The 18,888-nt window shown below is 49.7% G+C and carries 18 protein-coding genes; 16 read left to right on the forward strand and 2 right to left on the reverse strand.

The window, feature by feature from the left end; translation table 11 throughout:
• Nucleotides 1-356 precede the first annotated feature (356 nt).
• On the forward strand, nt 357-3,269 hold the full coding sequence (locus AR543_RS09320; RefSeq protein ID WP_060533779.1) for a hypothetical protein: 2,913 nt from the start codon (nt 357-359) through the stop codon (nt 3,267-3,269).
• Between the two features lie 154 nt (nt 3,270-3,423).
• Here AR543_RS09320 and AR543_RS09325 read toward each other — a convergent pair whose 3' ends face one another.
• Nucleotides 3,424-3,855 carry a cupredoxin domain-containing protein gene (locus AR543_RS09325; RefSeq protein ID WP_060533780.1) on the reverse strand — a complete coding sequence of 144 codons (432 nt, stop codon included), beginning with the start codon at nt 3,853-3,855 and terminating at the stop codon, nt 3,424-3,426.
• 277 nt (nt 3,856-4,132) lie between these two features.
• Between AR543_RS09325 and AR543_RS09330 the strand changes: the two genes are divergently transcribed.
• The 3 genes from AR543_RS09330 to AR543_RS09340 all read left to right on the forward strand — a co-directional run bounded on the left by AR543_RS09330 (nt 4,133) and on the right by AR543_RS09340 (nt 7,686).
• Complete coding sequence (locus AR543_RS09330; protein ID WP_060533782.1) at nt 4,133-6,499, forward strand: endonuclease MutS2; 2,367 nt, start codon at nt 4,133-4,135, stop codon at nt 6,497-6,499.
• Between the two features lie 87 nt (nt 6,500-6,586).
• On the forward strand, nt 6,587-7,006 hold the full coding sequence (locus AR543_RS09335) for a DUF350 domain-containing protein (protein WP_060533784.1): 420 nt from the start codon (nt 6,587-6,589) through the stop codon (nt 7,004-7,006).
• Between the two features lie 80 nt (nt 7,007-7,086).
• Nucleotides 7,087-7,686: a hypothetical protein gene (locus AR543_RS09340; protein WP_060533786.1), complete on the forward strand. Its 600-nt coding sequence runs from the start codon at nt 7,087-7,089 to the stop codon at nt 7,684-7,686.
• Nucleotides 7,687-7,785: 99 nt separating this feature from the next.
• Here the strand turns inward: AR543_RS09340 and AR543_RS09345 are convergent, their stop codons facing one another.
• Nucleotides 7,786-9,030, reverse strand: a complete 1,245-nt coding sequence (locus tag AR543_RS09345) for an NAD(P)/FAD-dependent oxidoreductase (RefSeq protein WP_060533788.1) — start codon at nt 9,028-9,030, stop codon at nt 7,786-7,788.
• A gap of 256 nt (nt 9,031-9,286) precedes the next feature.
• On the opposite strand from AR543_RS09345, the gene AR543_RS09350 reads away from it, so the two are divergent.
• The 12 genes from AR543_RS09350 to AR543_RS09405 all read left to right on the forward strand — a co-directional run bounded on the left by AR543_RS09350 (nt 9,287) and on the right by AR543_RS09405 (nt 18,875).
• Nucleotides 9,287-9,787 (forward strand): Lrp/AsnC family transcriptional regulator, encoded by a 501-nt coding sequence (locus AR543_RS09350; protein ID WP_017811353.1) that lies wholly within the window; start codon nt 9,287-9,289, stop codon nt 9,785-9,787.
• A 15-nt stretch (nt 9,788-9,802) separates the two neighbouring features.
• Nucleotides 9,803-11,005, forward strand: a complete 1,203-nt coding sequence (locus tag AR543_RS09355) for an aminotransferase class I/II-fold pyridoxal phosphate-dependent enzyme (protein ID WP_060533790.1) — start codon at nt 9,803-9,805, stop codon at nt 11,003-11,005.
• A gap of 132 nt (nt 11,006-11,137) precedes the next feature.
• The gene (locus tag AR543_RS09360) at nt 11,138-11,404 is read left to right on the forward strand and encodes an aspartyl-phosphate phosphatase Spo0E family protein (RefSeq protein WP_064505564.1); all 267 of its coding nucleotides are present in this window, start codon (nt 11,138-11,140) and stop codon (nt 11,402-11,404) included.
• Nucleotides 11,405-11,564: 160 nt separating this feature from the next.
• On the forward strand, nt 11,565-12,122 hold the full coding sequence (locus AR543_RS09365) for a hypothetical protein (RefSeq protein WP_060533791.1): 558 nt from the start codon (nt 11,565-11,567) through the stop codon (nt 12,120-12,122).
• A 19-nt stretch (nt 12,123-12,141) separates the two neighbouring features.
• Nucleotides 12,142-12,708 carry a cob(I)yrinic acid a,c-diamide adenosyltransferase gene (locus tag AR543_RS09370; protein WP_060533792.1) on the forward strand — a complete coding sequence of 189 codons (567 nt, stop codon included), beginning with the start codon at nt 12,142-12,144 and terminating at the stop codon, nt 12,706-12,708.
• 18 nt (nt 12,709-12,726) lie between these two features.
• Complete coding sequence (locus AR543_RS09375; RefSeq protein WP_060533793.1) at nt 12,727-13,836, forward strand: RluA family pseudouridine synthase; 1,110 nt, start codon at nt 12,727-12,729, stop codon at nt 13,834-13,836.
• Between the two features lie 67 nt (nt 13,837-13,903).
• On the forward strand, nt 13,904-14,266 hold the full coding sequence (locus AR543_RS09380) for an arsenate reductase family protein (RefSeq protein ID WP_060533794.1): 363 nt from the start codon (nt 13,904-13,906) through the stop codon (nt 14,264-14,266).
• A 212-nt stretch (nt 14,267-14,478) separates the two neighbouring features.
• Nucleotides 14,479-15,339 carry a 5'-3' exonuclease gene (locus tag AR543_RS09385; RefSeq protein WP_418304222.1) on the forward strand — a complete coding sequence of 287 codons (861 nt, stop codon included), beginning with the start codon at nt 14,479-14,481 and terminating at the stop codon, nt 15,337-15,339.
• Nucleotides 15,340-16,449 (forward strand): phosphodiester glycosidase family protein, encoded by a 1,110-nt coding sequence (locus tag AR543_RS09390; RefSeq protein ID WP_060533796.1) that lies wholly within the window; start codon nt 15,340-15,342, stop codon nt 16,447-16,449. It begins immediately after the preceding gene.
• 287 nt (nt 16,450-16,736) lie between these two features.
• Nucleotides 16,737-17,636, forward strand: a complete 900-nt coding sequence (locus tag AR543_RS09395) for an ROK family protein (RefSeq protein ID WP_060533798.1) — start codon at nt 16,737-16,739, stop codon at nt 17,634-17,636.
• Nucleotides 17,620-18,399, forward strand: coding sequence for a DsbA family protein (locus AR543_RS09400; protein ID WP_060533800.1), 780 nt, complete (start codon nt 17,620-17,622; stop codon nt 18,397-18,399). The genes AR543_RS09395 and AR543_RS09400 overlap by 17 nt, the downstream gene beginning before the upstream one ends.
• 5 nt (nt 18,400-18,404) lie before the next feature.
• Nucleotides 18,405-18,875, forward strand: a complete 471-nt coding sequence (locus tag AR543_RS09405) for a disulfide oxidoreductase (protein ID WP_060533802.1) — start codon at nt 18,405-18,407, stop codon at nt 18,873-18,875.
• The last annotated feature ends 13 nt before the right edge of the window (nt 18,876-18,888 follow it).

Below are 18,888 nucleotides of genomic sequence, written 5' to 3' on the forward strand. Positions count from 1 at the left end.
ATCGAATTACAGTCGATGTGGCTTTTTTGTTCATACACCTCTAGAATATACACAGGAGCATTTTGCAAATTTATAGATATTGCTTGTACTCATGAGTCTGCACAGCTAAAATGGATGTGCGCAGTAATCTGGTCTGCCGCACCGCATTATTCCCGGCAGGAGGACGCAGGCTGAGTATACAGCTGCAAAATGTTGACGAGAATGCTCCAGCATCGTCAGCCTTTTTGTGTTTATACAGGATATCCTCATAATTATGGATGCAAGATCTTTTGATGATACAATTAGCGCAAATACGTTAAAATAAATAATAAATGGAATGGACGATAAAGGTCCGGTAAGCAAAGGAGGGCACGACTGTGACAACAAACGATCGAATCCGAGTCACCGTTAATATCTATGGGACTTCATATAAATTGGTTGGCAGCAGTGCCGACTACATGAAAAGTGTAGCTCAGTATGTGGATGAGCACATGCACAGTATATCGCAAGCCCACAGTCATCTGGATACGACCAAGCTGGCGATTCTGTCAGCTGTACATATGGCGGAGGAAGCGATCCAATCCAGCACCGAGCGTGGTGAACTGGATACGGCTATTGCAGAGCAGCAGCGTCTGACTGCAGAGTTGGAGCGTCTCCAGGCTGTCCAGCAGCAGCAGGAGGAGATAATCCGGAAGCTGCAAACCGAAGCCAGCGAGCAGCAGACGGAACATCAGCAGCTGACCGCTCGTCTGACGACAGCCGAAAAGGAAGTATCCCAGACTCGCGAACAGCTGACCCAGGTACAAAAGCAGAATCAGCAGCTGAACGAGCAGAACAAGCAGCAGCAGCAATCCAGCCAGGAGCTGCGTCAGCAGCTGGACAATGCGCAGAAAGCGGCTGCAGCAGCGCAAGAGCAGTATCGTAATCTGGAACAGAGTACAAACAAAAAGCTGGAACAGCAGCAGCTGGATATTATGCAGTCTGCCGAGAATGAAGAGCAGCTGCGTCTGCGTAGCGGAGAGCTGGAAGAGCAGCTGTTTACGTTGCAGCAGGAGCATGATCAGGCTCAGCAGCGCAAAATTCAACTGGAGGAAGATAACGACTTTTTACATGCCCAGCTGGAAGAAGTACGCTCCAAACATACTCAGCTTGAGAAAGGCATGGCCGAAGTTCGTGAAGAATCCGAAACTTGGCGTGAACTGTCCCAGCAGCAGGAAGACGAGCTGAACCGTGTTCAAAGCGAATATACAGATCTTCGCCAGCAGCAGGAGCAGGCGGCTCAGCAGCTGACTACACTGACAGGACAGCTGGATACCGAGCGGCAGGAAAAGGAACAGCTGCAATCCGAAATCGAATCCACGCAGCAGCGTTATCAGGATCTGGAACAGCGTGCAGAACAGCTGCGTACCGAGTTGTCCGGTCAGTACGAGGAGCAGCTGGGTGAACTGCGTATGCAGCTTACCGAAGCGGAGCAGCGCCGTCAGGAACTGGAAGATCAACTGGCAGCTTATATGCAGCAGCTGGAAGAAGCACGTACTCTGTTGACAGATACGCAGGAGGAAGCTGCTACCTGGGAACAACTCTCCAATCAGCATGAACAGGAGATGCAGCAGCTGCAGCAGGAACTGTCTTCGATCCGTCAGGAGTATGCAGAGCTGCAGGATCAGCTGAGTGCCCGTGAGCAGCAGCTGGAACAGCTGAATACAACTACAGCAGAAGTTCGGGAAGAAGCTGCTGTATGGCAGCGTCTGTCGGAACAGCATGAAGATCAGCTTACCCAGCTGAAGCTGGAACTGGAATTGGCCCAGCAGCAACGGGATGAACAGATTGGTCAGTTGGAAAATCAGTTGTCCCAGCTGAACTTGCAGCGAGATGACCTTACCGGTCAGATCGAACTTCTGCAACTACAGGTAGAAGAACTGACAGCCTCTGCTACCCAATCGCGTGAAGAAGCCGATACCTGGCAGCAGAATTCAGTAGAGCTGGAAAAAGAAATGAACGAGCTGAGCTCACAGCGAGATAATCTTGCCGGACAGATCGAGCTTCTGCGGCAGCAGGTAGAGGAACTGACAGCCTCTGCTGCGCAGTCGCGTGAAGAAGCCGATACCTGGCAGCAGAATTCAGTAGAGCTGGAAAGAGAAATGAACCAGCTGAACTCACAGCGAGATGATCTTGCCGGACAGATCGAGCTTCTGCAGCAGCAGGCAGAGGAATTAACAGCCTCTGCTGCGCAGTCGCGTGAAGAAGCCGATACCTGGCAGCAGAGTTCGGCAGAGCTGGAAAAGGAAGTACAGCGTTTGAACGAGCAGGAGCAACAGCTGCAGCAGCAGTTTGCAGCGGCCGGGGAACAGGTTCGCCTGCTGGAAGATCAATTATCCGGATTGCAGGTCGAGTCTGCCGGATATCAGGAAGAAATGAATACATGGCGCGAGCTGTCTACCCAGCAGGAAGAGGAAGTTCGTCATTATCAGCGTGAACTGTCTATACAGCAGCAACGTCACACTACGCTGTCCGGTCAATTGACCGAACAGGAGAATCAGCTGCAGCAAACCCGTCAGGAAGCAGCGGACCAATTGGCTGCCATGCGTCAAGAAGCGGCCGAGCAGCTGGCCTCTGTCCGTCAGGAGAGCGAGCAGTATATGCAGGAGCTGGATACCTGGCGCAAGCTGTCCAGACAGCAAGAGCAGGAGACTCTGGAGGTACAGTCCCGTCTGGAGCAGCAGCAGCGAGAATCGGAAGAACGTATTGCTGCGTTGAACGCGCAGATCGCCGAACTGCAGCATCAGCATGAGCAGCAGGCTTCCCTGCTGGACGAGACGCTTCAGGATGTGGACAGCTGGAATCAGCGTTACGCCCGTCTGGAAGAAGATTACCGGGCAGTTGTACTGAATGAACAGGGCTATATGGAAGAGATCGGACGCCTGGAGCAGCAGAGCCAGCAGCTGCGGACCGAACTGCAGCAATGGCAGTCCCGCATGGAGCAGATCTCCGAGCAGCAGCGACAGCAGGAACAACAGCTGCAGGAGCTGGCGAGCAGTGAGCAGAGATGGCGTACAGAATATGAACAGCTGCAGAATTCTCGGGAAACGAGCAGTCAGGAAACCCGGGAAATTATGGATCAATACGAAATGATGTCCCACCAGCTACGTTTGATTCATGTGGAACGCGATACCCAGCTGGAAGAAAAAGAACGGATTCAGCGCGAGCTGGATGTTCTGCGCGAGCAGCATCTACAGCTGCAGGTCGAGCATAATGAATGGCTGGAGCTGATTGAGCAGGATCAGAACTAAAGCAGTGACGAGGATAACCATAAGCATAACAAAACCCCTTGCCTGATTACCGGTTACAATGATGATTGTATCGGATCAGACAAGGGGTTTTGGCATAACTACAGGTTCAAAATAGTATCTGGATCGCTGCCGATCGACAGACTTCTATCTTGTATCAGGCTTCGTCGACGATCAGCTTGGCGACCATGGTACTATGGCCGGAGCCGCACATGATCGAGCAGGCCATATCGAATGTACCGGCTTCCTGTGGGGTTACCGTAATGGAGGAATCACGCGCATTGAGATTTACATTCAATGCAGGAATCATCAGACCATGATTTCCCTGTACATTATCGAATACGATAGTAACAGGTTTTCCTTTTTTGACGTGATATTCCGGTTGGTCAAATTGGTAGTTGGTTGCTTTGACAACGAGCTGTTCTCCACTTTTGGCAGAGCCGGATGTATTATCGGATGAAGCTACTCCTGTATCGGTAACACCGCTTTGCTGGTGATTCGCATGTTCGGATGTCTCACCCTGACCGCCACAAGCGGATGTAAGCAGCAGCATGGCAATGGTCATACTGGCAACGATGTATTTTTTCATAAATAATCCCTCCTCATCCTTTCTATCATACCGTATTCTTCCATGATTTGTCATGCGATGATTTTGTGAAAATTACGTCACGGTGTATAATAGAATGGAAGCGAATTTTCCGGCAGATTCCTGTGGAAAAGCGCTTTAATGGAGCTGCCTGTGTCTGCGGCCACAAAGCAGTCCGCCATTCAAATATCCAACTCCTGTGAGGAAGACAGCATCGTTTGTTGCTGCATCCAGGAGAGAGATGGAACGATTATGTTTGTTATAGAGGAGTGTCACCACGTTGAATAATAAAATATTCCATACAATGCAGTATGGTCAAATTTTAGATATGCTGGCCGGGTATGCGGCTACATCGATCGGTAAGCAGACGGCCTTGTCGCTACAGCCCGATACCGATCTGGAATACGTCAAAAAACTGCTTCAAGCTACAGATGAAGCGGCGACCGTTGACCGTTTAAAAGGAACACCGCCTTTTGGTGGAATCGTGGATATCCGTCCGGCAGTCAGCCGTGCCCGGATCGCCGGAACACTGAATCCTTCCGAGCTGCTGGGCATCGCGAATACGATTATGGGCGGACGTCGTGCCGCACGTCATGTAGAAATGGTGCATGAAGAGAATCCAGTGCCATGGCTGGCGGATCTGATCGAACTGTTATCCGATCAGCGTCCACTGGAAAAAGCGATTCGTGCCTGTATCGATGATTCCGCTCATGTAATGGATTCGGCCAGTACCGAGCTGGCAGCTGTTCGTCGTGAACTACGTACCGGCGAAGTCCGGATTCGTGAAAAGCTGGATGGCATGATCCGTTCGCAGACAGTAGCCAAAATGCTGCAGGATCAGCTGGTTACGATTCGTGGCGACCGGTTTGTTATTCCGGTAAAAGCGGAATATCGCTCTTATTTTGGCGGTATTGTGCATGATCAGTCCGGTTCCGGCGCGACCCTGTTTATAGAACCGGAAGCAATCGTAGCGATGAACAACAAGCTGCGCGAAGCCCGTCTGCGCGAAGAGCGCGAAATAGAAGTGATCCTGCAGAAGCTAACCGCGCAGGTAGCGGATCAAGCCGAATTGCTGGGCTATGATGTAGAGACGCTGGCGCAGCTGGATTTTGTATTTGCCAAAGCGAGACTGGCTCATGCGATGAAATCCAGCCGTCCGATCATGAATGACCGCGGCTTCCTCAAGCTGAAAAAAGCACGTCATCCGCTGATTCCGATCGAGTATGTCGTGCCCACCGATCTGGAGCTGGGTAACACGTATTCCAGTATTATTGTTACCGGTCCGAATACGGGTGGTAAGACCGTCACACTCAAAACGGTCGGATTGCTCAGTCTGATGGCGATGTCCGGATTGTTTATTCCTGCCGATGAAGGCAGTCAGCTCTGCGTTTTTGATGCGATCTATGCGGATATTGGGGATGAGCAGAGTATTGAGCAGAATCTCAGTACCTTCTCCAGTCATATGACCAATATTATCTCGATCCTGAAGCAGATGACGCCGAAAAGCCTGGTTCTGTTCGATGAATTGGGTGCAGGTACCGACCCGGCAGAAGGATCGGCGCTTGCGATAGCTATTTTGGAGCATATTCATGCCCAGGGCTGCCGCATGATTGCCACTACCCACTACAGCGAACTCAAGGCATATGCCTATGATCGCAAAGGGGTCATCAATGCGAGCATGGAGTTTGACGTGAACACGTTAAGCCCTACCTACCGCCTGCTGATTGGCGTACCGGGACGCAGTAATGCGTTTGCAATTGCCGAGCGTCTGGGGCTGCCTGGAGTCATTTTGGATCGTGCGCGCGGCGAAGTAGGAGAAGAAGATCAGCGCGTGGAGCAGATGATTGCTTCACTCGAAACGAATCGTCTCAGCGCAGAAGCAGACCGCAATGAAGCTGCCAAACTCCGTCAGCAGATGGAAGAGCTGCGTACCCGTTATGAACGCGATCTTGCCCGTCTGGAAGAACAGCGCGACAAGCGTCTCGACAAGGCGGAAGAAGAAGCACGCGAGATTCTGGCGAAAGCACGCGCCGAAGCGGACGAAGTCATCAGCTCCCTGCGCAAAATGGCACAGGAAGAAGGAGCTGCGGTTAAAGAGCATCGCCTGATCGCAGCCCGTAGACAGCTCGATGAAGCTGCACCTGCACAGCGAGTCAAGAAAAAGGCTGCAGCCAAGCCGGACAAGAAAAATAAACCGATTGGCCCTGGTGATGAAGTAATGGTACACAGCTTCAATCAGCGCGGACATGTGGTGGAATTATCGGGCTCCAAGGAAGCAACAGTACAGATGGGGATTATGAAAATGAAAGTGGCACTCAGCGATCTGGAATTGATCGGGTCTGCCAAGCCTGCTGCGCCGCAGCGCAAACAGGTAACGACCGTTCAGCGTTCCCGCGATGATAATACCCATTCCGAGCTCGATCTGCGCGGTGCCAATGTGGAAGAAGCATTGATCGATGTAGACCGTTTCCTCGACGAAGCCTTCCTCGCGAATCTGGGTCAGGTCTATATTATTCACGGAAAAGGAACAGGTGTGCTGCGCACCGGGATTCAGGATTTCCTGCGTCGTCACAAGCATGTCAAAAGCTTCCGTACCGGTAACTACGGCGAAGGCGGCAACGGCGTGACTGTAGCCGAGCTGAAATAATCCCGTCTGAAACCATTCCGGATGACATACGTATTGACTACGATGATCTGTGGATGATTTCATAAGCGGAAGGAGTTACAAAGTGACGTGAAGGATTATATTGATCCCCTGCTGGCACATCCGGTCGGAATGATGATAGGTTATTTTTCTGTCGCCGTGCTGCAGCTAATCGTATTTTTGTGGTGCTTTGAATTAGTGACCAAATATAAATGCTGGGATGAGATCAAGCGCGGCAATATGGCCGTGGCGATGGCAACCGGCGGCAAAATATTCGGGATTTGCAATATTATGCGATTCTCTATTGAAGCGCACAGTTCGGTATACGGAAGCCTGGGGTGGTCACTGATCGGCTTCATGCTGCTGCTGGCCGCGTACTTTTTATTTGAATTCCTGACTCCGGTATTTAATATCGACCGGGAGATAGCCTCCAATAACCAGGCCATCGGATTTATTTCCATGGTAATATCGATTTCATTGTCGTATGTTATCGGAGCAGCTATTTTGTAAAAGATATCAAGAAACAAATATAAGGGAGTACAGGAACTCTCCCAAAGAACGACTATCTGGATGACGAAAGGAATAAAATAATGGATACAACAATATGCCCATGGTGTCACAGCGAGATCGTATGGGACCCCGAGTTTGGACCGGAAGAATCCTGTCCCCATTGCGGAAATGAATTGAACGGATACCGCACACTCAATATTGATCTGAATGAAGACGAGCAAGAACAATATGAAGCAGAGACACGCTCACCGGAAACGGCATCTGCTTCCGAAAATAATACCAACAACTCGATTGCCTCACGAGCAACGACCTTGCTTGATGAAGCAGAGCTGTTCCATCAGCCCAATCTTTCTTCCCTGAAAACGATCGAAAAATACGGGGATGAGAACTTCAAGATGGTCGATTATGAAGAGAATGTGGAGCAGCTGCTGGATACGCAGGAAGAGATTCCCCAGTGTCCGCATTGTCAGGAATACATGCTGCTGGCAGGTACCCAGGAACACGGAGCAAGCGGATTTGTACCGAACCAGTCTGCCGGCAAGGAGCTCGCTTTCCTGAAAGCGCCTTTCAAAGTAAACGTGTATGTATGCCCAAGCTGCTTCCATGTACACCAGAGCCTGGGCGAAGAAGAGCGTCTGCGCATGATAGACCATCTGACCCGCCATCAGGATAACAAGTAATCATTCCAATACGTATTGGAATATAACAACAAGACGCGTACAGCGACAGATCGTTAGGGATCGGTCTGCTGTACGCGTCTTTTGTTTGTACAACTATAGTTATACCAGTATATCCGGCGATTCAGACGGTGAAGGCTTGGAAGTACGGGTCAGGCTGAACAGTTCCAGTTCCGGACGGTGAATACCGACCAGTTCATCTGCGAGCAGCATAGCGGCAATCGTGCTATAGACTGTGCCGTTGCCACCATAACCTTCCACAAAGTAACAATTTGGATATTCCGGATGAGGTCCCATATAAGGCAGGCCGTCACGGCTGGAACCAAAAGAAGCAGCCCAAGCAGAATCAATAGATAACGGTCCCATATCCGGAAATAGCTCCTGAACCGATTTCAGCAGCTGATTGGCCTGGTGCACCAACCGTGTGTCCCGGTCTTCGACAGTAGTCACCGGTTCATCCAGTCCGCCTACGATAATCCGGTTGTCTACCGTAGTACGCATATATAAATAAGGACGTGCAGTTTCCCATAGCATACTTTGCTCATACCAGCCCGTAAGCTCTTGCACAGGGGTAGTAGCAATAGCATACGTATTCATCAGGAAAGCACCGCGTTCTTTTTTCTCCTCCTGTGTCTCGTATCCGGTCGAGAAAACGACACGGCGAGCACGGATCGATAGATTCCCAGCATGGCAGATTACGCCATCTTCGGTAAATTCATAGCTGTTAACAGTAGTCTGTTCATAGATGCGTGCGCCATGATTGACAGCATCCATCATCAGCGCATGGACCAATCGATAAGGATTCACTTCTGCATCGCCATGCGTATACAGACCAGCAGATTTACGGAAGGAAAAGTGCTCTGCAATCTGCTCCTCATCCCAATACTCCGCATCAAAACCATGCTGCTTCAGATTATGGTATTCTTCGCGCAGTCCCTCTACATCCTCTTCACTACTGGCAAAATAGAGACTGCTGCGAGGAATAAGCTGTGCATCCATAGGCAGGGTAGGAGCTGTCTGGAGTAAATACTCCATCGCCTGACGGCATAGTTCGTAGAAGAGCACGCCGTTTTTTTCACCAAAGGTATGAATACAGGAAGTCAGCGTCTTGTCGTTGGTATATTGCAGCAGACCGGTATTGGCAATCGAACTGCCCTGACCGATGTGGCGTTTGTCTACAACGACTGTTTTTAATCCCCGGCGGGCAAATTCGCGCGCGCACAACGCTCCGCCCATGCCGCCTCCAATGACCAGCACATCACATTCCTGATTTTCTTGCAGCTGCTCATAACGTGGCGGGTTGGTGAGGGTATGTCCCCACATCGTATTACCGGTGTGTAAATCCATTGTATTCGCTCCTTGGATAATTAAAGTAAATTGCAAACTGCCTGGTCGATACCGTTCATACTGCCTCTCAGTATCGAGTAAACAGCTAGTTACTACAATTAAGTAACCGGATTATGATAGGCATGAAGCAGTTGTATTTCCGTTTACAACGAATAGAGGTTCATATATCAGGCAAGTAGCGGGCTCAGGGGTTGCACAAGTATACGTTTCGTGTAATATTTAATATTAATCTTTAGCACTTGGAGGCTATACATTTATGAAGGAACTGAGCGAGCTTAAGCTGCAGGTACTTGATCTGTTAAAAGAAGATGCACGGCGTACGCCACAGCTGATTTCCACGTTGCTGGGTGTAGAGGAAGCCGAGATTAAACAAGCGATTCAGGAACTCGAAGATGATCATGTGATCGTCAAGTATGCCACTGTCGTAAACTGGAGCAAGGTCGATGAAGAGACGGTTACAGCCCTGATCGAAGTACAGATTACACCTGAACGCGGACGCGGATTTGAAGGAATTGCAGAGCGCATTTATTTGTATCCACAGGTGAAATCCGTCTATCTGATGTCCGGTGCCTATGATCTGCTGGTCGAAGTGGAAGGACATAATCTCAAAGAGGTAGCCAGCTTCGTATCCGAACGTCTGTCTCCTATTGAATCCGTATTATCAACCAAAACCCATTTTATTCTCAAAAAATACAAACAGGACGGTATTATTTTCGAAGAACACGAAGATGACCAGCGCCTGATTATTTCCCCGTAAAGGAAGAGGCCTACTATGATTGTCAACCGAGAACAGCCAGCCGGAGAGCCAAAGTCGATGGATTCGTATCTGTCACCGCTTGTACGCGGTATACAGCCTTCCGGCATCCGCAAGTTTTTTGATCTGGTGAGTGCCAGCAAGGATATTATTACACTGGGTGTCGGAGAGCCGGATTTTACGACACCATGGCATGTGCGTGAAGCTTGTGTCTATTCATTGGAACGGGGATACACTCGTTATACGTCCAATGCGGGGATGCCCGAACTGCGCGAAGCGATTGCCGGTTATCTGGAAAATGAATTCAAAACTTCCTATGATCCCAAGGACGAGATTCTAGTCACTGTTGGAGGCAGCGAAGCAATCGATCTGGCGCTGCGTGCACTGATTGCACCTGGAGACGAGATTCTGATTCCCGAGCCATGTTACATTTCCTATTCGCCGATTACAGCTATTGGCGGCGGTGTACCGGTCGGTATCGAGACGTTTGCCAGTGATAACTTCAAACTGACCGCCGAAGCACTGGAGAAAAGTATCACACCGCGCTCCAAAATTCTGATTCTTTGCTACCCGAGTAATCCGACAGGCGCCATTATGACGTATGAAGATTGGCTGCCGATTGCCAAAGTGGTGGAAAAGCATGATCTGATCGTTATTTCCGATGAAATCTATGCAGAGCTGACCTATGGAACCAAGCATGTGAGCTTTGCTTCTGTACCTGGTATGAAAGACCGTACGATTCTGGTAAGTGGATTCTCCAAAGCATTTGCAATGACCGGCTGGCGGATGGGGTATGCCTGCGGACATCCGGATCTGATCTCGGCGATGCTCAAAATTCACCAGTATACGGTGATGTGTGCACCGGTTATGGGACAGGTAGCTGCACTGGAAGCCTTGACCAATGGACTTGGTGAAAAGGACAAGATGGTGGAATCCTACAACCGTCGCCGACGTCTGATAGTCGAGGGATTCCGTCAGATCGGGCTGGACTGTCATGAACCCCAGGGCGCTTTTTATGCTTTCCCGAGTATTCAGTCTACCGGACTCAGCTCCGAAGAGTTTGCCCAGCAGCTGCTGGTCGAAGGACGGGTAGCCGCTGTACCAGGTACGGTATTTGGACTGGGTGGAGAAGGGTTTATCCGCTGTTCCTATGCAACCTCTGTTGCACAACTCAGTGAAGCACTGGAGCGGATCGGCTCCTTTGTTGCCAAGATTAAATAATTTCCATTAATGTAAATTGTCACAAAAAAATCTTATTATCTCCTCTATACCAAATTTCTGCTTCCATTTCAGATAACCTATGCTATAATAGGTCTTCGGAAGCAGGAATTTTATTTCGAAGGAGGTAATTATTTGTATTGTACGGAATATCCGGGTCCAATTTACCGTGGGCTGATGCTTTCGGAAAATCAGGCAGCCTGGCCACAGCAGCCGGAGTCGATCAGATCCAGACAATTACTTTCCCTGGAAAATGAGATTCGTGTACTTCGCAGCCGAATGGAACAATTGTTTATTGAGCAGCAATCCTTTATCGCTGATGACGTACTGGAAGTCAGCATGATGCTGGATCTCAAAATCAACGAATATATGCGACTTACGAATAAGAAACCGCCATTATAGAATTATGTAGAAAGCATAGAAACTGTATATATCCAATCATTGCTGATACATACGTAGTCATATTCGAACACATGCAGAAGATCCTGAGTCAGGGTCTTCTTTTTTTACGCCGGAAAGCTATGGTATGATGAGTTGTAGCTAAGTTGAAGGGGGAACACCCGTGAAGGCATGGACAAAGGGAATACTACTGGGAATCAGTCTGCTCATGGTCGGTCTGCTGGCCGGATGCGGCGGGCAACCAGCCAAAGATCCAAATCAGGTAAAAGTGTTCATTATGGGTAGTGAAGGTTTTCCGCAGGAAATGGCTGAACAGATTCAACAAAAGCTGCAGCAGAAACTGGGCAGCAGCCTGACGGTAAGTGTTAGTACGACCCCGGTCTATTCACCGGAAAAAATGGTGCTGGAATATGTAGACCGCATGGATGATATTATTATCCTGCCTGAAAATGATATGAAGTCGTACGCGACCAGCGGCGGACATCTGGTATTGGATCAGGATTTTGATGCCAAAACCTATGCCAAGGGAGTAACCAAAGGCGCTGCGAACGAAGAAGATACCGATCCTGCCAAGCAGAAAGAGCATTTGTTTGCTATTCCGGTGAATCAGATGGCAGTATTCAAGGAGATCGGTTATACCAAAGGAGATTTATATGCAACCGTACCGATTTTTGCCAATCATGACAAGGCAGTCAAGGTACTGAAAGCGATGATTGAATAAAGAAACAGGAGGGAGCTCTTTGGGCATTTATACACGCACAGGTGATGAAGGACAGACCTCGGTGATTGGCGGTAGAGTGAGCAAGGATGATATCCGCGTCGAAGCCTATGGCACGATCGACGAACTGAACAGCTTTGTCGGACAGGCAGCTGCGCTGGCAGAAGGTGCTACTTTTGAAGATTTGCGCGAGGATCTGCTGCTGATTCAGCAGGAGTTGTTTGATTGCGGATCGGATCTGGCTTTTGTCCAATTAAGCGAAAGTAAATACAAGGTGCACGAAGAAATGGCAGTGCGTCTGGAAGAATGGATCGACCGGTATGAAGTGGAGAATCCGCAGCTGGAACGCTTTATTTTGCCGGGAGGACATGCGCTGGCTGCTGCGCTGCATGTGTGCCGTACCGTCTGTCGCCGGGCCGAGCGCCGGACAGTTACGCTGGGTGCAGCGGAAGAGATCAATCCGGCTGTACGCAAGTATCTGAACCGGTTATCCGATTATTTCTTTGTCGTGGCCCGTACCGCCAATGTGCGTAACGGTGTTGACGATATCGAATATGTACGAAGCCAAAAAGTATTCCGCCGCAGCTGAGAGGAACGTGTCACAGGAATGAAGAGTGAACAGGAAATACAACAAAATTATTATGAGCCGATTGTATACCAGATCGAGCCGCAGGATGAAGGCATGCTGCTCAAAACGATTCTGAACCGGCGCATGGGCATCTCCCGCAAGCTGACGTCCCGGATCAAATTGACAGAACACGGCGTCAAGCTCAACGGTGAACGGGTCTATGTGGACTACAAGGTCAAGGCAGGCGATACGGTGGAAGTACGCATGGAGCGTGAATCTTCGGATGATATTCTGCCGCAGCCGCTGGACTTTGATATTATTTATGAAGATGAGCATCTGCTCATTATTAATAAAAAAGCAGGTATTATCGTACATCCGACACATGGTCATTATACGGATACACTTGCCAATGGAGTCGTCTATTACTGGCAGCAAAAGGGCGAGCAGTTCCGCTTCCGTCCGGTGCATCGTCTGGATCAGGACACATCCGGGGTACTGGCTGTCGCCAAAAATCCGTATGTACATCAGCATATTTCCGAGCAGATGATTCAGGATCAGGTGTTCAAATCGTATCTGGCGTATGTGCATCATCTGCCTCAGCCTGCATCCGGCCGAATCGCGGGAGCAATTGACCGTGATCCGGATCAACCACATGTGCGGATCGTGACGTCGGATGGTTATTATGCGGCTACCCGTTACAAGGTTGTAGAAGAATTTGCCGGACAGGATGCAGCACTGGTATCCCTGCAGCTGGAGACAGGACGAACCCACCAGATTCGTGTGCATATGAAGCATATCGGCTGTCCGCTGATCGGTGACCGGATGTATGGATATGCAGCTCCGGTATCTGCCTCATTGTCTGAATTCAAAGAGATAGCTGAATTCGAATCCGGAGAGACAGCTGATCAGGAGACGCATCATTTGCCTGTAACTGAAGTACTGCGGTCTGATCCAATATCGCCAATACCGGAGCCGGATGCGCCGTCCGAGGCTATTCGCAGACTGGACGAACTTGCAGGTCGACAGGCGCTGCATGCATACGAGCTTGGCTTTGTTCATCCGGCTACCGGAGAATATATGACCTTCCAGGCTCCGCTGCCGGAGGATTTGGCTCTGCTGGATGCCTCCCTGCGCGGGTTGCGGGACTAGGATATTTTGAATACACAGCGAAGGGCAATCCGCTATCCATGTGACGATCAAAGGAGAATCAACAAATATGAGTAAATTAACCGTTTATCAATACCCGCAGTGCAGTACCTGCCGCAATGCGATCAAATGGCTGCGTGAACAGGGCCATGAGCTGAATTTGGTGCATATTGTGGAATCGCCACCCAGCGCCGAGCATCTGCGTGAACTGGTCGAGCATAGCGAGCTGGAATTGAAAAAGTTTTTTAATACCAGCGGTGAAGTATACAAATCGATGAATCTGAAAGAGAAGCTGCCTTCCATGAGCCCCGAAGAACAGCTGCAGCTGTTGTCCGAAAATGGCAAGCTGATCAAACGACCGATCGTTACCGATGGCGACCGGGTTACGGTTGGATTCAAAGCCGATATGTATGAATCGGCCTGGAAAGCCTGATTGGCTTATCAATTGATGATGAATCTCATGCGAGTACCCGATTGACAGGTACGGCATGAGATTTTTTATTTACAAAATTCCTTTTCGATTCGGTAAATTGGTTGTTGTGAACAGTTGTACAGTCAGCTGCATATTCGGTATGATATAGTCAAACTGGTTTCATATGTATAGGAGAGAAGACACAATTGACAGAACTCAAAGAACGTAAAATGATGTTAGTCGACGGAATGGCTCTATTGTTCCGCGCGTATTATGCCACTGCCCAGACGGGCTATATTCGCCGTACCAAGTCGGGTATTCCGACCAATGCGGTATATGGATTTGTACGTTATCTATGGGATGCGGTACGTCTGTACGAACCGACCCATATTGCTTGCTGTTGGGATCTGGGTACCCAGACTTTCCGCCGCGAGGAGTTTGCTGCCTACAAGGGCAACCGGACCGCTGCGCCGGATGATCTGATTCCGCAGTTTGATCTGATTCTGGAAGTGACCGAGAGTATGGGCATTCCGAATCTGAGTGCGCCGGGCTATGAGGCGGATGACTGTATCGGTACGATTTCCCGTGAGCTGGAACAGAATATGGAAGTGCTTATTCTGACAGGTGATCATGATATGCTGCAGCTGGTCGATCATCGCACCAGTGTCATTATTATGAAAAAAGGTTATGGCAATTACCGAGTCTATACCCCGGAATTCCTAATGGAGGAAAAAGAACTCACACCCGAGCAGATCATCGATATGAAAGCACTGATGGGCGATGCCAGCGATAATTATCCGGGCGTCAAAGGCATCGGCGAGAAAACTGCTGTCAAACTCGTCAAGGAATACGGTTCGGTAGAAGGTATTCTGGAAAACCTGGAGCACCTGACTCCATCTGTTCGCAAAAAGATCGAGGCCGATCTGGACATGCTGCATCTGTCGCGCCGATTGGCAACGATCCATCGTCATGTGCCGGTTGTCTGCACCCTGGACGAATGTCTGCTGCTGCTGAATGACGAAGCGATTACGAGCAAATTTGAAGAGCTGGAGATCAAAAGTCTCTGCTCGATGCTGGGAGTGGGCGTGTTTTAAATGAAAAAAACAACCCTGCTTTTTGGCTTTGTACGTGGCACTGCAGTACTACTCTGCATGATGCTTCTTATCTCTATTGTGCCTGCAGCTTCTTCGAGTGCGATCGCTGCAGGTTCATCCACTTTCAAAGTCTCTACACAAAAGGTGAATGCTGCGGGTCGTACATTTACCGTACAGACGGTACGGATTCCCAAAGGTACACCTACCGCTGTCGGACTGGCAGATCGTCAGGTAGGACACACGGCATCGCTCGCTGTTATCGCTCGTTCCTATGGAGCAGGAGCAGCAATCAACGGGGCATTTTTTGAAGCCTATGGCGGGCCGCCTGATCCGTACGGTACATTGATCTCCGGCGGACGCCTGATGCACCTGGGCCGCTATGGCACGACGATCGGATTTACCAAAGATGGTACAGCTAAAATGGACAGTCTGCGTATCTCGGTTACCGGTACGGTCACTCCTGCACAGGGCAGGGGATCAAGCTGGTATGCGACCTGGTTCAACCGTACTCCGGGGACAGCTGCCGGTACGTCGATCGTCTACACACCCGATCGTGGTGCAACTACCGGATTCAGTGGAGGAATAGCTGTAACGGTAGTGCAGGGAAAAGTTACCCGCAAAGCGAATAATAAAAATACATCCATTCCCAAAAATGGATATGTGATTGTGTATACCGGCAGCGAAAAATCGACAGCAGACCGCTTTCAGCCAGGCGCACAGGTCAAGATGAATATCGGTTACCAGGATATGCACGGCAAGGATATCGCCTGGCAGGATGTGGTGACTGCTGTTGGAGCAGGACCGCGTCTGGTGGATCATGGCCAGGTCGCACTTGATGCAGCAGCCGAAGGATTTCAAGACCCCAAAATCCTGAATGCTTCGGGCGCGCGCAGTGGAATAGCCATTATGGCAGATGGTTCTGTCCTGATTGCTACGGTCCCGGGAGCCACGATGAAGCAGTGGGCTGCCGTAATGCAGAAGCTTGGTGCCCGGGATGCGATGAATCTGGATGGCGGAGCATCTTCCGGCATGTATGCGAACGGGAAAATGATTACTTCTGCCGGTCGTCTACTCAGTAATACGCTGGTATTCGGAGGCAATCGTTCCTGAGCAATATAGCGGCTGCAGATAGACCATAAGCGAGTACACCGCTCTATTGAACAGCAGCCGTAGACAGCATTTTTCACATTTTGCAGGAGTGACACCTATCATTTGGCAGTAATCCGCATCCATGTACAATCATAAGTCTGATAGATGAACAGGATTTGTGCAGTCTCTGAATCGTTCTTTATCCATGTCGACATCTGTCTGACACAGAAAAGGCGTAAGATCAGAGACTGGTGCAATCCGAATGACCGATAATCCACAAGCATATTGCAAAGGAGACGCATAAATTCATGAAAAAACTCGGAGCAATCGAAGCAGGCGGTACCAAATTTGTATGCGGCATTGGAACAGAGGACGGGCAAATTCTCGAACGTGCCAGCTTCCCTACAGAAACACCAGAGATCACAATGAAAAATGTGGTTTCATTTTTTGAAGGCAAAGGCATTGAAGCACTTGGGGTAGGCTCTTTCGGCCCTATTGACCCGATTCCGGGCAGCCCGACATATGGATACATAACAACAACGCCCAAGCCTCATTGGGGACAATACAATATCATTGGGCACCTGAAGCAGCATTTTGATGTGCCGATGAGCTTTGATACCGATGTGAATGGTGCAGCTCTCGGAGAGTATACCTGGGGAGCAGCCAAAGGCCTGGATAGTTGCCTGTATATTACAGTAGGAACTGGTATCGGCGCTGGCGCTGTCGTTGACGGCAAAATGCTGCACGGCTTGTCCCATCCCGAAATGGGCCATATTCTGGTTCGCCGTCATCTGGACGATACGTTCGAAGGATTCTGTCCGTATCATGGCGACTGCCTCGAAGGTATGGCTGCAGGCCCTGCTCTGGAGAAACGCTGGCAGGTTAAAGGTTCCGAACTAACACCGGATCATCCGGCCTGGGAAATGGAAGCCTATTATCTCGCACAGGCACTGATGAGCTATGTACTGATCCTGTCCCCACAGAAAATTATTATGGGCGGGGGCGTGATGAAGCAGGAGCAACTGTTCCCGCTGATCCGTGAAAAACTGCAGCAGCTGCTGAATGGCTATGTACAGCATCCAAGTCTGCAGGAAAATTTGGATCAGTATATTGTTTCCCCGGGTCTTGGCGATAATGCCGGACTATCCGGTGCAATTGCACTGGCGAAGCTGGCTCTTGAGGGAGAGGCAGGTGCAGACGTTGTCTAATTCCAAACCCGGCAAGAAAAAGATCAATCCGGAAATCAAACGGCAAAAAAATCAGGAACGTCTCGAAAAAGAACGTATACGTCAGCGGAAAACGATGCGTAATCTGATTATCGGCACCGTAGCGGTTATCGCAGTAGTCGTGCTGCTGATTGTATTTATTCCGAATAATAACAATACAGCAGGTACGGGTGCCGCACCGGCAACATTTGATTATACCCAGCTCCCTGTCAAAGGCAAAACGGATGCTCCGGTCAAAATTGTGGAATTTGGCGATTTTAAATGTCCGATCTGCAAGCAGTATAATGAACAGATCGTTCCGCAGATCGAAAAGGATTATATCAATACCGGTACAGCCGCATTGTATTTCTCCAACTTCCCGTTTATCGGTGAGGATTCCAAAACAGCTGCATTGGCTGTAGAATCAGTCTATCATCAGAAACAAGAAGCGTTCTGGCCTTATCTGGATGCGATCTATGCCAATCAACAGGATGAGAATAAGGAATGGGCGACGACCGACTATCTGGTTCAACTGGCGGAAAAAACCAATCTCGGTATAGATAGTGCCAAGCTTCGTCAGGATATCGAGAACAAAACCTATGCCAAGCAGGTAGAAGCCCAGTATGACAAAGGCGAAGCCCTGCAGATCCCGGGTACTCCATCAATCTTTATCAACGGTGTACAGTATACCGGCGATCTCGGCGACTACAATGCACTCAAAAAGGCGATTGAGCAGGCGAAGACCGCTGCGGGATCGGAGGGCTAATCCGGATGCAGACAAGTGGCTTCAAGTCCTTTCTGGCAAAGTATTATCTCTTTCTGGCCTGGATTGTAGCAATTGTCGCGACAGGAGGAAGTCTTTACCTGAGCGATGTACTGAAATTTGAACCGTGTAAACTATGCTGGTTCCAGCGGATTTTTATGTATCCGCAGGTCATCCTGCTCGGTATTGCTGCTTATCGGAGTGACCGCCGTATAGTAGGCTATGTGCTACCGCTCAGTATCGTAGGCGGACTCATTGCCCTGTATCATTATGCAGAGCAGCATATTCCGGCACTGGCACGTGTAACGCCATGTACCACCGGCGTCCCTTGCAACCAGGACTACTTTGAACTGCTGGGATTTATCACGATCCCATTTATGGCATTGGTCGCTTTTGCCCTGATCGCCCTGCTGCTGTGGCGTGGAGGCCGTGCCTATGATGAAGTAGCCGAGGCGGAATTGGCTTATGACGAAGAATAACCATAGAACCCTG

Source organism: Paenibacillus bovis (genome assembly GCF_001421015.2).
In the GTDB taxonomy this organism is placed as follows: Bacteria; Bacillota; Bacilli; order Paenibacillales; family Paenibacillaceae; genus Saccharibacillus; species Saccharibacillus bovis.

Bases quoted from the DNA above. Each gene is read 5' to 3' on its own strand.
- AR543_RS09380 (WP_060533794.1), top strand. From the start codon at position 13,904: ATGAGTAAATTAACCGTTTATCAATACCCGCAGTGCAGTACCTGCCGC.
- AR543_RS09350 (WP_017811353.1), top strand. From the start codon at position 9,287: ATGAAGGAACTGAGCGAGCTTAAGCTGCAGGTACTTGATCTGTTAAAA.
- AR543_RS09375 (WP_060533793.1), top strand. From the start codon at position 12,727: ATGAAGAGTGAACAGGAAATACAACAAAATTATTATGAGCCGATTGTA.
- AR543_RS09355 (WP_060533790.1), top strand. From the start codon at position 9,803: ATGATTGTCAACCGAGAACAGCCAGCCGGAGAGCCAAAGTCGATGGAT.
- AR543_RS09325 (WP_060533780.1), bottom strand. From the start codon at position 3,855: ATGAAAAAATACATCGTTGCCAGTATGACCATTGCCATGCTGCTGCTT.
- AR543_RS09405 (WP_060533802.1), top strand. From the start codon at position 18,405: ATGCAGACAAGTGGCTTCAAGTCCTTTCTGGCAAAGTATTATCTCTTT.
- AR543_RS09385 (WP_418304222.1), top strand. From the start codon at position 14,479: ATGTTAGTCGACGGAATGGCTCTATTGTTCCGCGCGTATTATGCCACT.
- AR543_RS09340 (WP_060533786.1), top strand. From the start codon at position 7,087: ATGGATACAACAATATGCCCATGGTGTCACAGCGAGATCGTATGGGAC.
- AR543_RS09345 (WP_060533788.1), bottom strand. From the start codon at position 9,030: ATGGATTTACACACCGGTAATACGATGTGGGGACATACCCTCACCAAC.
- AR543_RS09395 (WP_060533798.1), top strand. From the start codon at position 16,737: ATGAAAAAACTCGGAGCAATCGAAGCAGGCGGTACCAAATTTGTATGC.
- AR543_RS09390 (WP_060533796.1), top strand. From the start codon at position 15,340: ATGAAAAAAACAACCCTGCTTTTTGGCTTTGTACGTGGCACTGCAGTA.